Source organism: Rhizobium mayense (assembly GCF_030272705.1).
In the GTDB taxonomy this organism is placed as follows: Bacteria; Pseudomonadota; Alphaproteobacteria; order Rhizobiales; family Rhizobiaceae; genus Rhizobium; species Rhizobium mayense.
The window spans coordinates 292,208-311,642 of sequence record NZ_JARFYM010000003.1; the positions used below are offsets into that span (position 1 = coordinate 292,208).

The 19,435-nt window shown below is 59.0% G+C and carries 23 protein-coding genes and 1 tRNA gene; 15 read left to right on the plus strand and 9 right to left on the minus strand.

Going from position 1 to position 19,435, the window contains the following annotated elements:
- Position 1 precedes the first annotated feature (1 nt).
- Both mazG and PY649_RS06960 read right to left on the minus strand, forming a co-directional pair.
- Complete coding sequence (gene mazG, locus PY649_RS06955; protein ID WP_285867482.1) at positions 2–838, minus strand: nucleoside triphosphate pyrophosphohydrolase; 837 nt, start codon at positions 836–838, stop codon at positions 2–4.
- Positions 839–864: 26 nt separating this feature from the next.
- Positions 865–1,452, minus strand: a complete 588-nt coding sequence (locus PY649_RS06960) for a nucleoside deaminase (RefSeq protein ID WP_285867483.1) — start codon at positions 1,450–1,452, stop codon at positions 865–867.
- 289 nt (positions 1,453–1,741) lie between these two features.
- Between PY649_RS06960 and cysG the strand changes: the two genes are divergently transcribed.
- The 5 genes from cysG (at position 1,742) to PY649_RS06985 (ending at position 6,750) form a co-directional block, all read left to right on the plus strand.
- Complete coding sequence (gene cysG, locus PY649_RS06965; protein ID WP_285867484.1) at positions 1,742–3,184, plus strand: siroheme synthase CysG; 1,443 nt, start codon at positions 1,742–1,744, stop codon at positions 3,182–3,184.
- A 3-nt stretch (positions 3,185–3,187) separates the two neighbouring features.
- Positions 3,188–3,502: a DUF2849 domain-containing protein gene (locus tag PY649_RS06970; protein WP_285867485.1), complete on the plus strand. Its 315-nt coding sequence runs from the start codon at positions 3,188–3,190 to the stop codon at positions 3,500–3,502.
- 7 nt (positions 3,503–3,509) lie between these two features.
- A complete protein-coding gene (locus PY649_RS06975; protein WP_285867486.1) occupies positions 3,510–5,183 on the plus strand; it encodes a nitrite/sulfite reductase in 1,674 nt (557 codons plus the stop codon).
- 10 nt (positions 5,184–5,193) lie between these two features.
- On the plus strand, positions 5,194–5,706 hold the full coding sequence (locus tag PY649_RS06980) for a DUF934 domain-containing protein (protein ID WP_285867487.1): 513 nt from the start codon (positions 5,194–5,196) through the stop codon (positions 5,704–5,706).
- 231 nt (positions 5,707–5,937) lie between these two features.
- Positions 5,938–6,750: a ferredoxin--NADP reductase gene (locus PY649_RS06985; RefSeq protein WP_285867488.1), complete on the plus strand. Its 813-nt coding sequence runs from the start codon at positions 5,938–5,940 to the stop codon at positions 6,748–6,750.
- Between the two features lie 154 nt (positions 6,751–6,904).
- On the opposite strand, the gene PY649_RS06990 is transcribed toward PY649_RS06985, so the two are convergent.
- Entirely contained in the window at positions 6,905–7,519 is a 615-nt protein-coding gene (locus PY649_RS06990) for a GntR family transcriptional regulator (protein WP_285867489.1), read from the minus strand.
- A 228-nt stretch (positions 7,520–7,747) separates the two neighbouring features.
- On the opposite strand from PY649_RS06990, the gene PY649_RS06995 reads away from it, so the two are divergent.
- Entirely contained in the window at positions 7,748–8,059 is a 312-nt protein-coding gene (locus PY649_RS06995; RefSeq protein WP_285867490.1) for a hypothetical protein, read from the plus strand.
- 132 nt (positions 8,060–8,191) lie between these two features.
- Here PY649_RS06995 and PY649_RS07000 read toward each other — a convergent pair whose 3' ends face one another.
- The 4 genes from PY649_RS07000 to PY649_RS07015 form a co-directional block, all read right to left on the minus strand.
- Complete coding sequence (locus PY649_RS07000) at positions 8,192–8,398, minus strand: hypothetical protein (RefSeq protein WP_285867491.1); 207 nt, start codon at positions 8,396–8,398, stop codon at positions 8,192–8,194.
- Positions 8,399–8,570: 172 nt separating this feature from the next.
- On the minus strand, positions 8,571–8,828 hold the full coding sequence (locus PY649_RS07005; protein ID WP_120704125.1) for a GlsB/YeaQ/YmgE family stress response membrane protein: 258 nt from the start codon (positions 8,826–8,828) through the stop codon (positions 8,571–8,573).
- A 141-nt stretch (positions 8,829–8,969) separates the two neighbouring features.
- Positions 8,970–9,170, minus strand: coding sequence for a hypothetical protein (locus tag PY649_RS07010; protein ID WP_285867493.1), 201 nt, complete (start codon positions 9,168–9,170; stop codon positions 8,970–8,972).
- Positions 9,171–9,263: 93 nt separating this feature from the next.
- A complete protein-coding gene (locus PY649_RS07015) occupies positions 9,264–9,599 on the minus strand; it encodes a hypothetical protein (RefSeq protein ID WP_285867494.1) in 336 nt (111 codons plus the stop codon).
- 46 nt (positions 9,600–9,645) lie between these two features.
- Here PY649_RS07015 and PY649_RS07020 point away from each other — a divergent pair.
- A tRNA-Lys gene (locus tag PY649_RS07020) sits at positions 9,646–9,721 on the plus strand.
- Positions 9,722–9,788: 67 nt separating this feature from the next.
- Here PY649_RS07020 and PY649_RS07025 read toward each other — a convergent pair.
- On the minus strand, positions 9,789–10,022 hold the full coding sequence (locus tag PY649_RS07025) for a helix-turn-helix domain-containing protein (protein ID WP_285867496.1): 234 nt from the start codon (positions 10,020–10,022) through the stop codon (positions 9,789–9,791).
- Between the two features lie 406 nt (positions 10,023–10,428).
- Here PY649_RS07025 and PY649_RS07030 point away from each other — a divergent pair, with 406 nt between their 5' ends.
- The 3 genes from PY649_RS07030 (at position 10,429) to PY649_RS07040 (ending at position 12,690) form a co-directional block, all read left to right on the plus strand.
- The gene (locus tag PY649_RS07030) at positions 10,429–10,728 is read left to right on the plus strand and encodes a hypothetical protein (protein ID WP_285867497.1); all 300 of its coding nucleotides are present in this window, start codon (positions 10,429–10,431) and stop codon (positions 10,726–10,728) included.
- A 201-nt stretch (positions 10,729–10,929) separates the two neighbouring features.
- Positions 10,930–11,682: a cytochrome c biogenesis CcdA family protein gene (locus PY649_RS07035; protein WP_285867498.1), complete on the plus strand. Its 753-nt coding sequence runs from the start codon at positions 10,930–10,932 to the stop codon at positions 11,680–11,682.
- 45 nt (positions 11,683–11,727) lie between these two features.
- Positions 11,728–12,690 (plus strand): AEC family transporter, encoded by a 963-nt coding sequence (locus tag PY649_RS07040; RefSeq protein WP_285867500.1) that lies wholly within the window; start codon positions 11,728–11,730, stop codon positions 12,688–12,690.
- Here the strand turns inward: PY649_RS07040 and PY649_RS07045 are convergent.
- A complete protein-coding gene (locus tag PY649_RS07045; protein WP_285867501.1) occupies positions 12,667–13,869 on the minus strand; it encodes a UbiH/UbiF family hydroxylase in 1,203 nt (400 codons plus the stop codon). The two genes, PY649_RS07040 and PY649_RS07045, sit on opposite strands and share 24 nt — an antisense overlap.
- Before the next feature lie 214 nt (positions 13,870–14,083).
- Here PY649_RS07045 and pcsA point away from each other — a divergent pair, with 214 nt between their 5' ends.
- The 5 genes from pcsA to PY649_RS07070 are packed head-to-tail and all read left to right on the plus strand — an operon-like array spanning position 14,084 to position 19,408.
- Complete coding sequence (gene pcsA, locus PY649_RS07050; protein ID WP_285867502.1) at positions 14,084–14,809, plus strand: phosphatidylcholine synthase; 726 nt, start codon at positions 14,084–14,086, stop codon at positions 14,807–14,809.
- 12 nt (positions 14,810–14,821) lie between these two features.
- The gene (locus tag PY649_RS07055) at positions 14,822–15,802 is read left to right on the plus strand and encodes a quinone oxidoreductase family protein (RefSeq protein ID WP_285867503.1); all 981 of its coding nucleotides are present in this window, start codon (positions 14,822–14,824) and stop codon (positions 15,800–15,802) included.
- A gap of 39 nt (positions 15,803–15,841) precedes the next feature.
- Positions 15,842–17,416: an ABC transporter ATP-binding protein gene (locus tag PY649_RS07060; protein ID WP_285867504.1), complete on the plus strand. Its 1,575-nt coding sequence runs from the start codon at positions 15,842–15,844 to the stop codon at positions 17,414–17,416.
- Entirely contained in the window at positions 17,406–18,491 is a 1,086-nt protein-coding gene (locus PY649_RS07065) for an ABC transporter permease (RefSeq protein ID WP_285867505.1), read from the plus strand. The genes PY649_RS07060 and PY649_RS07065 overlap by 11 nt, the downstream gene beginning before the upstream one ends.
- Complete coding sequence (locus PY649_RS07070; RefSeq protein ID WP_285867506.1) at positions 18,488–19,408, plus strand: ABC transporter permease; 921 nt, start codon at positions 18,488–18,490, stop codon at positions 19,406–19,408. Before PY649_RS07065 ends, PY649_RS07070 begins: the two co-directional genes overlap by 4 nt.
- The last annotated feature ends 27 nt before the right edge of the window (positions 19,409–19,435 follow it).

The window sequence follows — 19,435 nt, forward strand, 5'->3', positions numbered from 1 at the left end:
CCTATTCCGCGAGCTGGCGCTCGATCACCTTCGCCGCCTGCCAAATATCTTCCATCCGCTCAAGAGAAGCGCCGTCCAGGGTTTCTCCTTCGGCGGCGAGCGTCGTTTCGATATGATTGAAACGACGGCGGAACTTCGTGTTCGTGCCGCGCAATGCCTGCTCCGGATCTGCGTTCACATGCCGACCGATGTTGACGACAGCGAAGATCAGGTCGCCCAGCTCGTCGCTGACCTTGGCCTTGTCGCCGCTCGCAAGTGCCACCCGCAATTCGTCTATCTCCTCCTCGATCTTGTCGAGGATCGGCTCGGGCGCTGACCAGTCGAAGCCGACATTGGCGGCGCGTTCCTGCAATTTCAGCGCCTCGGTTAAGGCCGGGAATGAGCGCTGCACCGAACCGAGGAAACCGGTTTTGAAATCCTCGGAAATACCTCGCCGCGCCCGGCGCTCGGCTCGTTCGCGCTTCTCGTCAGCCTTGATCTCTTCCCATTGTACTTTCACTGCATCAGGGGTATCGGCGCTGGAGACGGCGAAGACATGCGGGTGCCGGCGGATCATCTTGCGGGTAATGGCTTCCACCACGTCACCGAAGGAGAATTCGCCTGCCTCCTCGGCCATGCGGGCGTGGTAAACGACCTGCAGCAGGAGATCCCCGAGCTCCTCGCAGAGATCGTCCATATCCTTGCGTTCGATCGCGTCCGAAACCTCATAAGCTTCCTCGATCGTGTAGGGCTTGATGGTTTCGAAGCTCTGGACGATGTCCCAGGGGCAACCGGTTTCGGGATTACGCAGCGCCGCCATGACTTCGATCAGGCGGGATATGTCTCGCGATGCTTCCATCGGGGCCTCTATCAATCTTGTCTTGGTCAGTTCAGTGGAATGTCGTTTTCGCTCTTGGACGCCTGATAGCTCTCAGAGAGCGCGGCATAGGCGGCCTTGATGCGCGCCGTCTGTTCCTTGAGTGCCGTCTTTAGCGGGTCCGCCTCGGTTTCGATGAGATCGGCGACAGCAAAGCTGTTCCAGAACGCGTTTTGCCGGCGGTATCCACCCGGTTCCAGCCCGAACACCTCTTTCAGGATCTTCAGGTCATGCGGGATTGCGAAAGCGTCGCGGGAATCCTCGTGGCTGAAGAAATAGTAGAAATTATCGAAACCTGCCCAGGTGATTGCCGACATGCACATGGTGCAGGGCTCATGGGTGGAGAGGAAAATCAGGTCCTTGGTCACGGGCTTTTGGCCAAGTTCGTGGAAGCGCTTCAAAGCATGCACTTCGCCATGCCAAAGTGGATTTTCGAGCTCGTTGTTCGTTTCGGCGATGACCAGCGACAGGTCGGATTTGCGCAGGATCGCGGCGCCGAACACCTTGTTCCCGGCGGCAACGCCCCTTTGCGTCATCGGCATGATATCGTGTTCCATCACATCAAGGAGGCGAGGGGCGATGGTGTTGGCGGACAAGCGGCATACTCCGAAACATTTTTCCTCATCTTAACGGTATCGCTGGCTCGGCGGAATGCGCAAATGACGTATGGACTCTGTTTGCCACAGGCAATAGGACTGTCTTTGACGGCAAGAAGTCTTAAAAGTCTATGGATTTCCTGTATTTATCTTATTTTGGGCGTCTGGTGAGTTTTGCTCAAATCGGAGAGATGTCGAGCAAAAGAATACGGACTCGCCGGCCCATTAGAATTTCTGTTTCTTCATTCTCTTGGCTGCTAGGGTGATATTCGGGCAATCTCGAAGTGGAATGATAATGCCTCCCAAGACTGACCAGCTCTCGGTGTTTCCTGCCTTCTTTCGTGTGGAAGGGAAGACGGCGGCTGTCTTCGGCAATGGTGATGAAGCCTTTGCCAAGACGCGGTTGCTGATGAACACGCAGGCGCAGATCGTCGCCTATACGCAGACGCCGGAAGCCGACTATCATTCCTTCCTGATCGCCAACCGTATTGAGACCGTGCGTACAGCCTTTTCGCCGGATCAGGTCAAAGGCGCCGCTCTGGTATTCGCCGCCACCGGCGATGCCGTAGCCGACCGCGCAATTGTCGACGCCGCCCGCGCTGAAAGAATTCCGGCGAACGCCGTCGATCAGCCGGACTATTGCGATTTCTACACCCCGGCGCTGGTCAATCGTGCCCCTGTGGCCGTTGCGATCGGTACGGAAGGCGCCGGCCCCGTGCTGGCGCAGATGATCCGCGCGCAGATCGATCAGATACTCTCGCCCTCGCTCGGCAAGCTCGCGGAGCTGGCGACGAGCTATCGCAAGTCTGTCGATCGCCTCGTGCCGCGTGGGGTCGCCCGCCGCGTTTTCTGGCGTCGCTTCTTTTCCGGTCCTGTCGCCGACGCGGTAAGCGCCGGCCATCTGCCGCAAGCCGAACGGGCCGCCGACAGTCTGCTGCACGCGATGCACAAGGTCGAAGGTCATGTGTGGCTGGTCGGCGCCGGCCCTGGCGCGGAAGATTTGCTGACGCTGCGCGCTCAGCGGGTGATGATGGAAGCAGATGTCATCGTCTATGACGCCCTTGTACCGCAGGCGATCGTCGATATGGGCCGCCGTGATGCCGAACGTCTTTCCGTCGGCAAGCGCAAGGGCTGCCACACCAAATCGCAGGAAGAGATCAACGATCTGCTGGTGCAGCTTGGCCGCGACGGCAAGCGTGTCGTGCGACTGAAGTCCGGCGACCCCCTGGTCTATGGCAGGGCAGGCGAGGAAATGGCTGCGCTTCGTGCCGCCGGCGTGACTTATGAGATCGTTCCGGGCATCACCTCGGCCTTTGCCGCTGCGGCCGATTTCGAGCTGCCGTTGACGCTGCGTGGCGTCGCATCATCGCTGGTCTTCACTACCGGTCACGACCTGACCGGCAACGTCCTGCCGGACTGGGCGAGCCTTGCCGTATCCGGTGCGACCATCGCCGTCTATATGGGCCGCACGGTCGCCGCTTCCGTTGCCGGCCGCCTGATGGAAGCCGGACTTCCGCCCGAGACCACCGTTGCGGTCATCGAGAACGCCAGCCGCCGCGACCGCCGTCTCATGCACGGCACATTGAAAGATCTGCCTGACCTGGAGCATCGCGAAGAGCTGAGCGGCCCGGTCATGGTCATCATTGGCGATGCTGTCGCCGGCGCTAATTTCGAACAGTCCGAGCCGCTGGTCCGTCAGGAGACCGCCGCTCAAGAATTTGCAAGGAGCTGATCCATGGTCGACAAGGTTCTGACCGCAAACCGGCTGACCGACGGAATTGCCGTCTGGTTGAATGCCAACGGTGAGTGGGCGACCTCGCTGCAGGGGGCGCTGGTCGCCCGTGATGCCGAGGCGGAAACCTCGCTCGAGACGATCGGCAAGAAGGCCTATGCCGACAACAAGGTTGTCGATGTCGCTCTGATCGAGATTCAGGAAACCGGCGGCAAGCTCTGGCCGCTGCGCCTGCGTGAGCGCATCCGTGCCGAAGGTCCCACCATGGAATACGCGCCCGGTTATGCCGCGGCCGATCCGGAATTCATTGCAGTCTGAGGAAATCATGTATCGCTACGACGAATTTGACCACGCCTTTGTCGCGGAACGGGTTGCGCAGTTCCGTGATCAGGTGGAGCGGCGCCTTTCGGGGGAACTCTCGGAAGATGCGTTCAAGCCGCTGCGCCTGATGAATGGCGTCTATCTGCAGCTCCATGCTTACATGCTGCGCATCGCTATTCCTTATGGCACGCTGAGCTCACGCCAGGTGCGCATGCTCGCCCATATTGCGCGCACCTATGACCGCGGTTATGGCCATTTCACCACCCGCCAGAATCTGCAGTTCAACTGGCCGAAGCTGTCCGATATACCCGCCGTACTTGCCGAGCTTGCTTCGGTCGAGATGCACGCCATTCAGACGTCGGGCAATTGCATTCGCAACGTCACGGCCGACCATTTTGCCGGTGCCGCCGCCGACGAAGTCGCCGACCCGCGTCCTTATGCGGAAATCCTGCGGCAGTGGTCCTCCGTTCACCCGGAATTCTCCTTCCTGCCGCGCAAGTTCAAGATCGCCGTCACCGGTGCCGAGCGTGACCGTGCCGCCATTCAGGTGCACGACATCGGCCTGCATTTGAAGAAGAACGACAAGGGCGAGATCGGTTTTGCCGTCTATGTCGGAGGCGGGCAGGGCCGTACGCCAATGGTCGCCAAGCTGATCCGCGACTTCCTCCCGGAAGAAGACCTGCTGTCCTACACGACCGCCATCGTGCGCGTGTACAATCTGCACGGTCGCCGCGACAACAAATATAAGGCGCGCATCAAAATCCTCGTGCATGAAACCGGCGCCGAGGAATTGGCTCGCCAGGTCGAGGTCGAGTTTGCCAAGCTGAAGGACACGGAACTGAGACTTCCCGAGGCGGACGTTCAGGCGATCGCCAACTATTTCGCACCGCCGGCACTGCCCGAGCGCGCCGAAGGTTGGGAAAACCTCGCCCGTTGGAAGAAGGCCGATCCGGATTTTGCCCGTTGGGTGCAGCAGAATGTGCAGCCGCACAAGAACCCCGATTATGGCATGGTGACGATCTCGCTGAAGCCGATTGGCGGTATTCCGGGCGATGCTACCGACGCGCAGATGGAAGTGGTTGCCGATATCGCCGAAGAATATGCCTTCGACGAAATCCGAGTCAGCCATGAGCAGAATCTGATCCTGCCGCATGTGGCCCTCGCCGATCTCGAAGCGGTGTATCGCGGCCTGGCTGCCGCCGGCCTGGCGACCGCCAATGCCGGTCTGATCACAGACATTATCGCCTGTCCCGGTCTCGACTATTGCGCTCTTGCCAATGCCCGTTCGATCCCGGTTGCGCAGGAAATCTCCAAGCGCTTCGGTTCAGCCGAGCGTCAAGCCGAAATCGGTGAGCTGAAAATCAAGATTTCGGGCTGCATTAATGCCTGCGGCCATCACCATGTCGGCCATATTGGCCTGCTTGGCGTCGAGAAGAAGGGTGCAGAACTCTATCAGATCACGCTCGGCGGTTCCGGCGACGAGCATACATCGATCGGTGAAATCATCGGCCGCGGCTTTGAGCCGGACAAGGTGACCGACGCGATCGAGACGATCGTCGACACTTATCTCGGCCTGCGCCTGGAACACTCCGAAACCTTCCTCGCCGCCTATCGCCGCGTCGGGCCGCAGCCCTTCAAGGATGCGCTCTACGGCTCTGCCGCGGCCGAAGCGGCGTAAGGGGATGGCCATGACGAAGATTTGGCGGGAAACCGGTTTTGTCGCAAACGATCCCTGGGTCATCGAGACCGATGAGGTGAAGGCGACCGAAGAGCAGAAGCCGCTGCTCGGCCTCGACGCATTGATTGCCAGGGCTGAGGAGAGCAACGATGTCGGCCTCGGCGTGGTGATCAAGCCCGCCGATGACGTGACCAGGCTGGAGCCCTATCTCTACCGCTTGGAGATTGTCGCCGTCGTTTTCCCGGCTTTCAACGATGGCCGCGCCTTCAGCCACGCTTCGCTACTGCGCCAGCGTCTCGGCTACACCAACGAGCTGCGGGCGGTGGGCGATGTGTTGATCGATCAAATTCCGTTGATGCTGCGTGTCGGCATCGACAGTTTCGCGGTCACCAACGAAACGGCGCTCAAGCGGCTTTCGGAAAATCGCTTGCCGGGTATTCCGCACCACTATCAACCGGCTGTCAGGCATGCAGAAGGCGGCCAGGCCTTTAGCTGGCGGCGGGTATCGGCCAAATCGGTCTGATCTTACGAAGGTGGCAATTCGCGGCAATTTGACCGGGTCGGATTGCCATCATCCTGCCGATCACCATATGTATTCTGGGGTCGGTTTAATCTTGACCAGAATACGCATATTTCATCTCCGCACCGCGGGATGGAATAGAATGCCTTTAAAAGCGGGCTGTATTATAATATCAGCCCGCAACGAGCAGACAGCAAGATCGACATAGACGACGAATACGGGATCCGATACCGAATGAACGCCCCTGCCAAGACCGAAGAATTTGTTTCCGCAGTGCCCGCCGGCGTTTTCGCCGAGAAGGTGCTAAGCGTGACGCATTATACCGACCGGCTCTTTCGTTTCACGATGACCCGGCCGCAGGGCTTCCGTTTCCGCTCGGGCGAATTTGCGATGATCGGTCTCATGGTCGACGGCAAGCCGCTTTACCGCGCCTATTCGATCGCCAGCCCCGCCTGGGCCGACGAGCTCGAATTCTTCTCGATCAAGGTGCCGGACGGTCCGCTGACGTCGCATCTGCAGAATATCAAGCCGGGCGACGAAGTACTGATGCGCAAGAAGCCGACCGGCACGTTGGTGCTCGACGCGCTGACGCCGGGCAAGCGGCTCTATATGTTCTCGACGGGGACCGGCATTGCGCCTTTCGCCAGCCTGATCCGCGATCCCGAAACCTATGAGAAGTTCGAGGAAGTGATCCTCACCCACACCACCCGCGATGTAGCGGAGCTGAAATACGGCTTCGATCTCGTCGAGGAAATCCGCAACGATGAAATCCTGAGTGAAGTCGTCGGCGACAAGCTGCGCCACTATGCGACCGTCACCCGCGAAGAGTTCCCCTTCAAGGGCCGCATCACCGATCTCATCGAAAGCGGCAAGCTCTTCGCCGATCTCGGCGTTCCCGCGTTGGATTCTGCTATCGACCGCGGCATGATCTGCGGCTCCTCGGCCATGCTGAAGGACACGAAGGACCTGCTTGAAAAGGCAGGGCTGAATGAAGGCGCCAACAGCAAGCCGGCCGAATTCGTTATCGAACGTGCTTTCGTCGGCTAAAGCAATTCCAGGAAAAGTGCGAAGCGGTTTTCCGTTCGGGATTGCGAAAACAAAAAGATGGAGCGGTTCAGCGTTTTTGTGAAAAGCAGAACCGCTGACAATTTTCAAATTCCGGAATAGAGAAGGGTGGTCTCGGCAGCGAGGCCGCCGTTTTTCATTTTTCGCTAAGATAATCGATCAGCGTCGCCATCGCCTTGCGGGCGTTATCAGGACTGCCCTGATGGATCGCCCTGATGACCCGTACATGCAGCGCGATCGACCGGTCCATGCCGCCGGGCGTCGCGGTCGAATACCAGAGCCGCCGCGAATGGGTCTGCACCGGCCCGAGCGCGGCCGTCATGAAGCCGTTCGGGCAGGCCTCCTCGAGTATTTCATCGAATGTCTTGTCGGCGGCGAAGAAGCCCGCAAGATCGCCTGTGGCGGCGCAATCGGTCATCAACCTGGCACAGTCGAGCAGTTGCTCCCGCTGTTCCTGCGTCGCGTGGCTGGCGACCAGCGATGCTGCGATCGGCTCGAGTTCGCGCCTGACCTGCATGACATGCATATGGTCTTCCGGCCGAATTTCCGCGATCTGCAACCCGACGCGGGGCCGCACATGGATCAGCCCCTGCCATGCCAGCTTCTGAATCGCCTCGCGCACCGGCGTGCGCCCATGGCCTGCCAACTCGATCAGCTGCTTCTCCGTTACCAGCGCACCAGGTTTCAGCGCCAGCGTAACGATCAGGTGCTCGAGGGCGAGATAGGCGAGGTGGCTTTGCGAATTCTGCATTCTCGGCTAATCCCGATCGGTACTGATATATCACATCGTGCCATGTCGCTTTCGCGATAGCAAGTTGACGAGTCTCGACTGTCATAGGTGAGGACGCGACCCGGTCGCGGATTATTCCCGATTTTTGAATTCTTTCGACAACGCCGATCCCGTCTACCGATTTGCAACCTCAGTCAATCTGAATGATGCGCTTCTGGATTGCGTTGTCTGATATAGAGCTAAGAAGAGTTGAGGCTTCTGCTCCTGACCGGTGATCTGCAAACCGGCTATAGGCGAACAGAAATCAGCTACACAGACGCTGAGGTCAAAAACCAAGAGGTATTGGCTCGCGCTCTGAACGATCGCCCCACAGAAGTGTCGTATGACGAGCTTGCCGTTGTGGGAAAGCGGCTGTCGCACGACTTTCTTCTGGCACCGAAGAACCTTCGCGGCGCCACCGGCCAAGAATTCGGTATCGAGTTCACCTCGGTCAGCTACACACAGCACGCTGTGCCAAATCGTGTGCTGGCGACAACGGATAACGTATCCGTGTGGCGTTAAAGTTCGAAACTCGCCGCAAAATCGTTGCCGTCATCAAGCGCCGCAGCGAGCCGTCCGGAACTGCCGAAGTTCTGATCTTGGTATAGTCGGAGGGCTCGGCGAGAGTTCGATTGAGATCGCCGCGATATTGGATCAACAGCCGATTGCGGAGGAAAGGCTTGGCGGTTTCCGCTTGGCAGCCATCAGCAAATCCAGTTCCGTCGAAGATGGGCCGAATTTGTCGTACAGCCGCTTGGCCTCCTTGTCGTCGAGGCGATATTTCCGCGCAAATTCAGCGATGCTGTACGGGCGACCGCGTATCACTTTCCGGCCCGGCGTCTGATTGGCGCTTTCCGTCATGCTTCCTACCTCCTCTTCCATCCTACCAACGAAGCTAGGGCCGCAGGCGAGGTTGAAAAGGGTCCCGATGGTCGTGATGTCACACAAACGCAATAAAAAGGGGAAGACGAACTAACTCGTCTTCCCCTTGATTATCTCTGTTCCGAAGGGTTTTCACCCGTAGGGCGCGCGTTTATCGTCTGATCAACCGGCCGACGAAAATTAGGATGCAAGCACCGATAAAGCCGGTGATCAAATAGTTGATCCACGCATTGAACGGCAATGCGATGTGCAGGATTCCCAGGAGCCAGCTAGCAACAATTGCCCCGACAATGCCGAGGATGATGTTCATGATGAGGCCCATGTTGCTTTCCATGAGCTTTTCGGCGAGCCAGCCAGCGAGGCCGCCGATGATGATTGCTGCGATCCAACCGACATGTGCGTCTTCCATGAAGAACCTCCCAAGAGAAATCCGCGGGTTGTTAACAAATGGTGATATACACCAAAAGCGATTCGCCCCGCAAAACAAATGCGTGCGGCTCGCGATCGGGCTGCTCGTTGCAATCGTGATTATTGAGGGAGAATGTTACGGTTATTCCGGCGCACCGAGGCAAGCTCTGAGATCGGCAAGCTGTTTGCTTAGCTCTTCAGTGATTTCATCAGTCGTGTCGATGAAGCGGTTGTTTTCAACGGCATGCACCCGGATACGGCCTTGTTTCAGACAACGCAAATGAAAACGCAGAAACTGTTCCTGTGCTTCGCACCATTTATAAAGCTCGGCTTTCTGCTTCATGGCGCCCCCCCGATCCCCCAGTGCCGGACCAAACCTGATACCGAACAGATGACCTAGGAATGCAGCAACAAGCTCCAACAATGCCGTATTCGTTCAAATCATCCCATCAAAACTGTGGTAACATTCTGAAGTAACCCTCGCCGAGTCATTCGTTTGAATGAGAAAGGCGTAGTTGGCACGCAAAAATTGTGCGGCAAGCTCCCAAAAAGGCAAGAATAAACTATAGGCTAGTCTTAAAATTAGGGGATTGCTTCGTGACTTATCATCAGAACGACTGATCGCCACATCTTGTAACGAAAGACTCGGCAGTCCGCTGATCTTCCCGATTCCGCCGTGGAGACGGACAGGTTTCGCCACTCCGGCATGCAGAATAGCATTTTGCGTGAGTGCAACGACGATTTTGGGTTGACCGCGATAGGGTGTCTGCATATGTTCCGCGCACTTCCAGCCGGGGTGCAAATCACCCGCGGACGGGGAGAGCGTAGCTCAGCCGGTAGAGCAACTGACTTTTAATCAGTAGGTCATGGGTTCGAATCCCATCGCTCTCACCAAAAATTCGCGAAAATCAGCGACTTGCGGTGGGTTCGCATTGGTGGGACAAGCGCTTTTGCGTGGCCGCTATCCGGCAGACGCTCTTTCCACATAGCGCATGATTCTGGTCACAGTCGATCGGCTGACGCCTGCCTCGCGGGCGATGCAATCCATCGACTTTCCTTCGGCCTTGAGCCTCAACACGTTCTCGGATTTGTGCCTCATCGCATCGGCCGACGAATCATGCGCGGGAATAATGCCAAGAGGGTTGCCGTTTTCGACCCTCAAGGCTTCGAAATGCTCTGTCTCGACAGACGCCATAACACGCTCCTTGCAGTCATTGGACGATTAGAAACAATGGTGCCCATGTTGAACCAGGTAAATTCGGATATTAGCGGTATGTGAAAAGGCCCCCAATTGGTAAGCTGCTTCCGCCATCCGTATACGCCGCTATACGGTGCCATAGCCCAGAATGCTGGGAGGCGGTCTGACAGGCAATTCCACGCGGGCCGATGCCGCTTCTCCATCTTGCATGGCCATCAAACTCTTCGCTCATCGGGATACGTGTTTTTGAAACACCGCTATTGAGCATAAGGCGCCTGAGTTATATTCGGTTGGTCTCGCAACGTAGTTTGCGGGCGTGGTTTTATGCAATTGGGGATTGCAGGTAATATAGGTGACCGACATCGGGGGTAGGGGTCGAATAAGTTTTTAAAGGAATTACCCGATGATAGGACGACATCGATTGAGTTGGCTGACCGCGACTATCGCGGCGGCGCTTGCCACAGCCGCCGAGGCAGCCCCTCCCGCCAGCAATCCCGACACCGCCAATCCCGCCTCCAGCTTCCAATACAGGCGTGCGGACCTCGGCAGTGGATATGCGACCGTCAACATATTGAAGATGCCGGACCGGTCGTCATATTTCATCACCTGTAACTGTGACGATCGCACACTTCAGGACATGGTTTGCCCGACCCGGGCATATGCCTGCACATGCGTGCCGAGCGCTTATCTGGTGTGCCAGTAACAAGGCTGCGAAAGCCAGCATTCACCGGCCGACTTTCGGCGAGACGAGAGAGCCCGCTTCGGCGGGTTCCCCTCGTGCCTCAAGGATTTTTATTCGATGACCAACGTCGCGGCGTCGCCCGCGCCACCCGCGAAAAGGTGATTGGCCTTCCGGCCGTCGTAACGCTAGTAAGACGATGGAATGACATAGCCGGAGTCTATCGTGTCGCTTGCTGATATCTCGCTTCTGAGCGCTTTGTTCGCCGGAGCGCTGTCCTTTCTTTCGCCCTGCGTATTGCCGCTGGTGCCGCCTTATCTCTGTTATATGGCCGGCATTTCCGTCGAGCAATTCCGCGGCGGCGGCGCGGCTGTTGCAACAGGGCCAAGCGTTCGCGGCAATGTCTTGTTTTCGGCGCTGTTCTTCACGCTCGGCTTTGCGACCGTGTTCATTGCGCTCGGTGCCGGCGCATCCTCGATCGGCATTCTGCTGCGCCAGCATCTCGATATCCTGGCGAAAATCGGCGGCCTGATCATCGTTATCATGGGCCTGAATTTCCTCGGCGTTTTTCGGCTTGGCATTCTCGCTCGCGAGGCGCGTTTTCAAGGCGGCGGCAAGCCGGCGACGCTGACGGGCGCCTATATCATGGGCCTTGCCTTTGCGTTCGGCTGGACGCCATGCATCGGTCCGGTGCTCGGGGCGATCCTCGGCGTTGCGGCTTCGCGTGAGACGATCGGCGCCGGCGCCGGGCTGCTCGCCATCTATTCGCTCGGCCTTGCCGTACCCTTCTGGATCGCCGCCGGTTTTTCCGGTGCCTTCATGAGCTTTCTCGTGCGCTTCCGCCGCCATCTCGGGACTGTCGAGAAGGTCATGGGCGGGCTGCTCGTATTGACCGGCCTGGCATTCATATTCGGCTATGTCAGCGACATGGCGATATGGTTCCAGCAGACCTTTCCAGTTCTGATGCAAATCGGTTAAGCATCTCCCGCCCTCCTTTCCAATCATCCAAAGTGGATATGCCCGATGGCTGACATTGTCGGTCTGTTGCTGCCGTTCTTCGGCCTGATCGTGATCGGTTACATCGCCGCGCGCATTACGAAACAGCCGGCCGAGGCGCTCGGCTGGCTCAATACCTTCATTATCTATGCCGCGCTGCCCGCCCTGTTCTTCAAGCTCGTCTCGCAAACGCCGATCGAGCAGTTGACGCGCGTCGATTTCATCGCGACCGATCTTGCCGCGACCTATCTGATCTTCCTGTTGCTGTTCCTGATCGGGTGCTTCCTGCGCCGCAATTCGCTGGCGGATAGCACGATCCAGGCCTTTGCCGGTGCTTACGGCAATATCGGCTACATGGGTCCCGGTCTGGCGCTGCTGGCGCTCGGCGAGAGGGCCGCCGTTCCCGTCGCCTTGATCGTCTGCTTCGAAAACGCGCTGCATTTCATCGTCGCGCCCGGGCTGATGGCAGTCGAGCGCGGCGATAAGCGTTCGCCCTGGCGACTTGCCGCCGACATTGTCAGGAAGGTGCTGCTGCATCCCTTCATTTTATCGACGGCCCTCGGCTTTACCGCCGCCGCCTTTTCGATCGGCCAGCCGATCGCCTTCCAACGTTTCGTCGATTATCTCGCGCAGGCCGCCGCGCCCTGCGCGTTGTTTGCCATGGGTGTGACATTGGCGCTGAGGCCGCTGAAACGCATCCCGACGGAGATCGGCTATATCGTGCCGGTCAAGCTTATCCTGCATCCACTGGTCGTTTATGTCGTGCTGCAGGCTGTCGGCGGCTTCGATCCGATCTGGATCGAATCGGCGGTGCTGCTCGCAGCCTTGCCAACGGCGACGAATGTATTCGTCATCGGCCAACAATATGGCGTCTGGCAGGAGCGGGCCTCCGCCACGATCCTGATCACCACCGCCTGTTCGGTGGTGACGGTGTCGCTGGTGCTTTACCTGATCAAATCCGGTGCCTTACCGGTGCAACTTTTCCTTTAGCATCGAGGGAAAGCCGCGCAGGCTGCCGCCCGGTTCGATGCCCTCGCGCATAACGAGGTTGCGCAGCGGCGGAATGGCCGAAAGGATGTGCAGTCCCGCGGCCCGAAGCATCTGCACGGGCAGGAAATCCGTAAGCAGCGAGCGATTCAGCAGATCGACGCTAGCCGTGCGGCTGATGATATCGAGCCGGCGGCGGCGGTCGAAGCGGTCGCCGGCGGATGCTGAAATCGGCTGGCCCGTGGGGCTTGCCAGAATTTCGACGAGCGTCAGTATATCGCGCAGGCTGAGGTTCAGCCCCTGAGCACCGATCGGCGGAAAGACGTGGGCGGCTTCGCCGATCAACGCGACCCGTCTCTTGCCGAAGCTGTAGGCCGTCATGCCGGAGAGCGGCCAGACTTGGACATTGTCTTCGACCGTGACTTTGCCGAGCATCGACTGCATGCGGTCCTCGATCGCGCGGCCGAGCTCTTCCAGCGACTTCTCGGCGTTGAGGGCGGCGTCCGCCGGCTTCTGCACCCAGACGAGGCTGGAGCGATTGCCGGGCAGGGGGACCTGGGTGAATGGCCCGCTTTCGGTGTGGAATTCGGTTGAAATATTCTGATGAGGCAGTGAATGTGTGAAGTTCAGCACCATGGCCGATTGCGGATAGGACCAGCGCTTTACCTTGATCCCGACTGTTTCCCGCACCATCGAATTGCGCCCGTCCGCGCCGACGACAAAAGCCGCTTCGACCGTCTCGCCATCCTCCAGCGTAACAGTAACGCCATCGTCGCGGATGGCGATCCCCGCCGCGCTGGTCTCGATAAGCTTGATATTGCCTTCCGCCTTTACGGCTTCACCGAGGGTGTCGAGTAGCGAGTCGTTCGGGATATTGTAGCCGAAGGCATCGAGGCCGATCTCCGAGGCTCGAAAGGCGACGGTCGGCGCACGCAATAGTCGCGTCGTCCCGTCGATGATCTGCATGGTCGTCAACGCGGCGGTGGAAGGCACGATCTTGTCCCACAGCGCCAGCCGCTCCAGGAAGCGAATCGATTGATCCATCAGTGCCGTCGTCCGCCGGTCGGCCTTGTGATGCGCCGCGGCCACGAGGGCAACGGCTCGCCCACCCCGCGCCAATGCGATCGCCGCAATCATGCCCGCCAGACCGCCGCCGATAACGGCTATTTCAACCTGCTTCATATCGATGCCTCATTGTCTTTGGTTCTGAAAATAAACGCTTAGCCTGTTGAAATCCATGGGATGAAACATCGCAACGGGTGAAAATGACAGGAACTCGCGCTAGCCTGTGGTGGCACAGACGTTTTTGCGCTGGCAGTGCCGTGCAAAGGGTGCATATTAGCAAGAAAAAATCGCCTGCCGGGGCAGGTAGATAAGCAGGCGAGTGACGGGGAGCATGAAAATCTTCAACTACAAGCGGGTGCCTTACGCGGAGATCCGTGCATTTTCCGTGCATATATTGACGGCATCCGGCTCTTTTCTTGCCTTCCTCGGCGTTGTCGCGGCGGCAGAACATCGCTTCGTCGATATGTTCTGGTGGCTCGGTCTGGCTTTGCTTGTCGATGGCATCGATGGACCGATCGCCCGCAAGGTCAGCGTCAAGGAAGTTTTGCCGAATTGGTCCGGCGATACGCTCGATAACATCATCGACTATGTGACCTATGTGCTTCTACCGGCCTTCGCGCTTTATGAAAGCGGCATGATCGGTGAACCCTGGTCCTTCGTCGCCGCGGGGATGATCGTCGTATCCAGCGCCATCTACTATGCTGACACGGGCATGAAGACGGATGAATATTTTTTCTCCGGATTCCCGGTCGTCTGGAACATGGTGATCTTCACACTCTTCGTCATCGGCGCTAGCGCGACGATCGCCTTGGTTCTTGTCGGCGTTTCGGTGGTTTTGACGTTCCTGCCGATCAATTTTCTGCATCCTGTGCGGGTCAAGCGGTTGCGGCCGCTCAATCTCGGAATATTCCTGTTTTGGTCCGCGCTCGGCATGTATTCCTTGCTGATGCACTTCGTCATGCCGCAATGGGCCGTTGTCTTGTTTGTGGTCAGCGGGCTCTATCTCTATTGCATCGGCGCCGTGTTGCAGTTTTTCCCGTCCCTTGGGCGCCATTAGGATTTGCAGGCAATGAAGAAGACCCAGGCCATTCGCATCCATCAAAACGGCGGTCCGGAAGTCATGAAGCTGGAGGAGGTCGATCTGCCTTCGCCAGGCGCTGGCGAGGTGCAGATCCGCCATGCCGCCATCGGATTGAATTTCGTGGATATCTACTTCCGCTCTGGCCTCTACAAGGCGCCTTATTTCCCGCTGCCGCTTGGCAAGGAAGCGGCTGGCACGATATCAGCCGTTGGACCGGGCGTGAGCGATTTTTCTGTCGGCGATCGTGTTGCATATGTCGGCGGTGATGGTGCCTATAGCGTCGAACGCAACATCGAAGCGCGTTTCGTCGTCAAGGTGCCGGATGATATCGAGCTCGAGACCGCAGCGTCGATGATGCTGAAGGGGATGACGGCTGAATATCTCCTCAATCGCACCTTTAAGGTCGGACCCGAAACGGTGCTGCTGTTTCATGCCGCGGCCGGCGGCGTCGGGTTGATCGCCGGCCAATGGGCAAAGGCGCTCGGCGCCACGGTGATCGGAACGGCCGGTTCGCCGGACAAGGTCAAACTGGCGCTGGCGCATGGTTATGACCATGTCATCGATTACAGCAGCGAAAGTTTCCTGGACCGCGTCCGGGAGATCACAGGCGGCAAGGGTGTCGATGTTGTCTACGATTCGGTCGGCCGTGACACCTTTCCACAATCTCTCGATTGCCTGAAGCCGCGCGGCATGTGGGTGACCTTTGGTCAATCCTCTGGCCCGATTAAGAATTTTGACCTTGCGATCCTCAATCAGAAGGGTTCGCTTTTTGCCACACGGCCGAGTATTTTCGCATATATCGCAACCCCCGAGGAGCTGAGAGCTAGCGCAAAGGCATTATTTGCTGTTGTGCAAGGCAGCAAAGTGCGTATCAATATCAACCAGACTTATCCGCTGAGCGATGCGGGGCGCGCGCACACGGATCTGGAAACAAGAAAAACGAGTGGAACTACGCTGCTGATCCCATAGATCCAAAAGGGCGGGATGTGGGAAAGAAATGAGGGGATCGTGTCGTCATCCGATGTGCCGGCAACCGGTGCGTTACTGTCGGTTTGCAAGCTGACGAAGATGTTCGGTAGCTTTGCTGCCTGCAATGGAATTGATCTGGAAATTCAACCGGGCGAGATTCATGCTCTGCTCGGCGAAAACGGTGCAGGCAAATCCACTCTGGTCAAGATGCTGTTCGGCGTTTTGGAGCCGACTGAAGGCGAGATTGCCTGGGAGGGCCGGCCCATTTCGATTGGCTCGCCGAGTGAAGCGCGCAAGCTCGGCATCGGCATGGTGTTTCAGCATTTCTCGTTGTTCGAGGCGCTGACGGTCGCCGAAAATATCGCCCTTTCCCTCGACGACAGAATCCCGATCGGCAGGATCGCCGAGGAGGCTGCGACGCTGTCGCGTGCCTATGGCCTGCCGCTGGACCCCGGTGCGCATGTCGCCGACCTTTCCGTTGGCGAGCGCCAGCGCATCGAAATCGTCCGGGCGCTGCTGCAAAACCCGAAGCTGATCATCCTCGACGAGCCGACTTCGGTGCTGACGCCGCAGGAGGCCGACCGCCTGTTCGAAACGCTGTTTCAGCTTCGCGACGAAGGTCGCTCGGTCCTCTATATCAGCCATCGTCTGGAGGAGGTGCAGCGGATCTGCTCCCGCGCCACCGTGCTGCGTCACGGCCGAGTGACCGGTTTCTGCGATCCGCGGCGGGAAACGCCCGCTTCGCTCGCACGCATGATGGTCGGCAGCGATGTTCCGAGCGTGCGGCATGAAGGCATCCAGAAAAAGGGTGACATTCAGCTCGAGGTCACCGGTCTTTCGGTGCCCGCGCGCACGCCTTTTGCAATGTCGCTCAAGGACGTTTCGCTGCGTGTCCGCGCCGGTGAAATTCTCGCGATCGCGGGCGTTGCGGGCAATGGGCAGGGGGAGCTGTTCGACGTCGTTTCCGGTGAGCATACCGTAGCCTCCGACGAATTGATCTCGGTACGCGGCCAGGCGGTTGGCACCAAGGGCATCAACGCGCGCCGCCTGCTCGGTGCCGGCTTCGTGCCCGAGGAGCGGCATGGTCATGCCGCCGTTACCAGCCTCAAGCTTTCAGACAATCTCATACTGGCGCGTGGCCAGTCCGACCGAAGGACATTCCTCGGCGGCGGCTTCCTGAAAGTCATCAAGCACCGTGCCGTCAAACAGGCGGCCAGGCGCATCTCAGAAGCCATGGACGTACGCAAGAGCGGCGACGACCCGACGGCCGGATCGCTGTCGGGCGGCAATCTGCAGAAGTTTATTGTCGGACGTGAACTCGACCGGCAGCCCGCGGTCCTTGTCGTCAACCAGCCGACCTGGGGCGTCGATGCCGGCGCGGCGAGCCGCATCCGCCAGGCGCTCGTCGATCTTGCCAGCGCCGGATCGGCCGTTCTGGTCATCAGCCAGGATCTCGATGAGATATTCGAGGTGGCCACCGACGTCGCCGTGATCTCGGAAGGGCGGCTGTCGCCTTCCTACCCTGTCGGCGAACTGACGCGCGAGAAGATCGGCCTGCTGATGGGTGGCCTGCATGAATCCAAGACCCATTCGGAGCCTTCGCATGCGCATTGAACTCGAAAGGCGCCTGCAGGTCTCGAAACTGTTCGGCTTCCTGTCGCCGCTCCTTGCCCTCGCACTCGCGCTGATCGCCGGCACCATCATGTTCGCCGTGCTCGGCAAGGATCCTGTGGAGGCACTGGACGCTTTCTTCGTTGAGCCTCTGCTCGAAGTCTGGTCGCTGCACGAACTGGCAATCAAGGCCGGACCGCTGATCCTCATCGCCGTCGGCCTTTGCGTCTGCTACCGCTCCAACAATTGGAACATCGGCGCGGAAGGCCAGTTCACCATTGGCGCGGTCGCCGGCTCCTACATACCGATCGTTTTCACCGATTGGCATTCGCCGATGGTCTTGCCGCTGATGCTGATCGCGGGCGCCGTGGGCGGCGCGCTCTATGCCGCCATTCCGGCGTTGTTGAAGGCGCATTTCAATACCAATGAGATCCTGACCAGCCTGATGCTCGTCTACATAGCGCAGCTCTATCTGGATTGGCTCTCACGCGGGCCGTGGCGCGATCCGCAGGGCCATAATTTCCCGCAAAGCATCGATTTTCCACCAGAAGCGACGCTGCCGGCCATCTGGGCGGATTCCGGCCGTGCTCATTGGGGGATCGTCTTTGCCGTCGTCGCGGCGATCCTTGCCTGGTTCATGATGAAATACACGCTGAAGGGTTTTGAGATAACCGTTCTCGGCCAATCTGCAAGGGCAGGGCGCTTTGCCGGCTTCTCCTCGCGGAAAATGGTCTGGTTCGGCTTCCTGTTCTCCGGCGCGCTCGCGGGCCTTGCCGGCATTTCCGAGGTTTCCGGCTCGATCGGTCATCTGCAGCCGGCGATTTCGCCGGGCTACGGCTTCACCGCCATCATCGTGGCTTTCCTGGCGCGTCTCAATCCGCTCGGCGCAATCCTCTCCGGCTTCGTGCTGGCGCTTACCTATCTCGGCGGCGAGGCGGCGCAATTGTCGCCCGGTATTTCCGCCAAGGCGGCCAGCGTCTTCCAGGGACTGCTGCTGTTCTTCGTGCTCTCTTGCGATACGTTGATCTACTACAAGATACGGCTGACTTGGTCGCGGGTTCGAGGAGGTGCGGCATGAGCGTCTTTGAAGCCATCCTCCTCACGATCATCACGGCCTCGACTCCGCTCGTCATCGCCGGTCTCGGCGAGCTGGTGGTGGAGCGCTCCGGTGTGCTCAATCTCGGCGTCGAAGGCATGATGATCATGGGCGCGGTCGCCGCCTTCGTCGGCGCGCAGATGAGCGGATCGCCTTATGTGGGCCTTATAACAGGCATCGTCGCCGGCGCGCTGTTTTCGCTGCTTTTCGCGTTCCTGACGCTGACGTTGGTGACCAATCAGGTGGCTACGGGTTTGGCGCTCACGATCCTCGGTCTCGGCCTCTCCGGCATGATCGGCGAAGGCTATGTGAGCGTACCCGGGGTACAGCTGCGCCCAATTGTTTTCCCGGTGCTGTCAGACATCCCGATCGTCGGGTCGGTGCTCTTCAAGCAGGACCTCACGTTCTATCTCTCGATCGTACTGCTCATCGGCGTCAGCTGGTTCCTCTTCCGCAGCCGCGCCGGCCTGAAGCTGCGCGCGGTCGGGGACAGTCACGACTCCGCGCATGCCCTCGGCGTCGACGTCATCCGCACGCGCTATCTCGCCGTCATGTTCGGTGGCGCCTGTGCGGGGCTAGCCGGCGCGCAGTTGTCGCTGGTCTACACGCCGCAATGGGTCGAGAACATGTCGGCCGGCCGCGGCTGGGTAACGCTCGCGCTTGTCGTCTTCGCGTCCTGGCGGCCGATGCGCGTCCTGGCGGGCGGCTACCTCTTTGGCGCGGTTACGATCCTGCAGTTTCATGCGCAGGGCTTCGGCGTCGGCATACCCTCACAATTTCTGTCGATGTTGCCCTATGCGTCGACTATTGTGGTTCTCGTCATCATCTCTCAAAATCGCCGCGCGACCTTGATCAACACGCCAGCGTCGCTCGGCAAGGCCTTCGTTCCGGAGCGCTAAGAAGAACAAACCGGACGGAATTCGTAA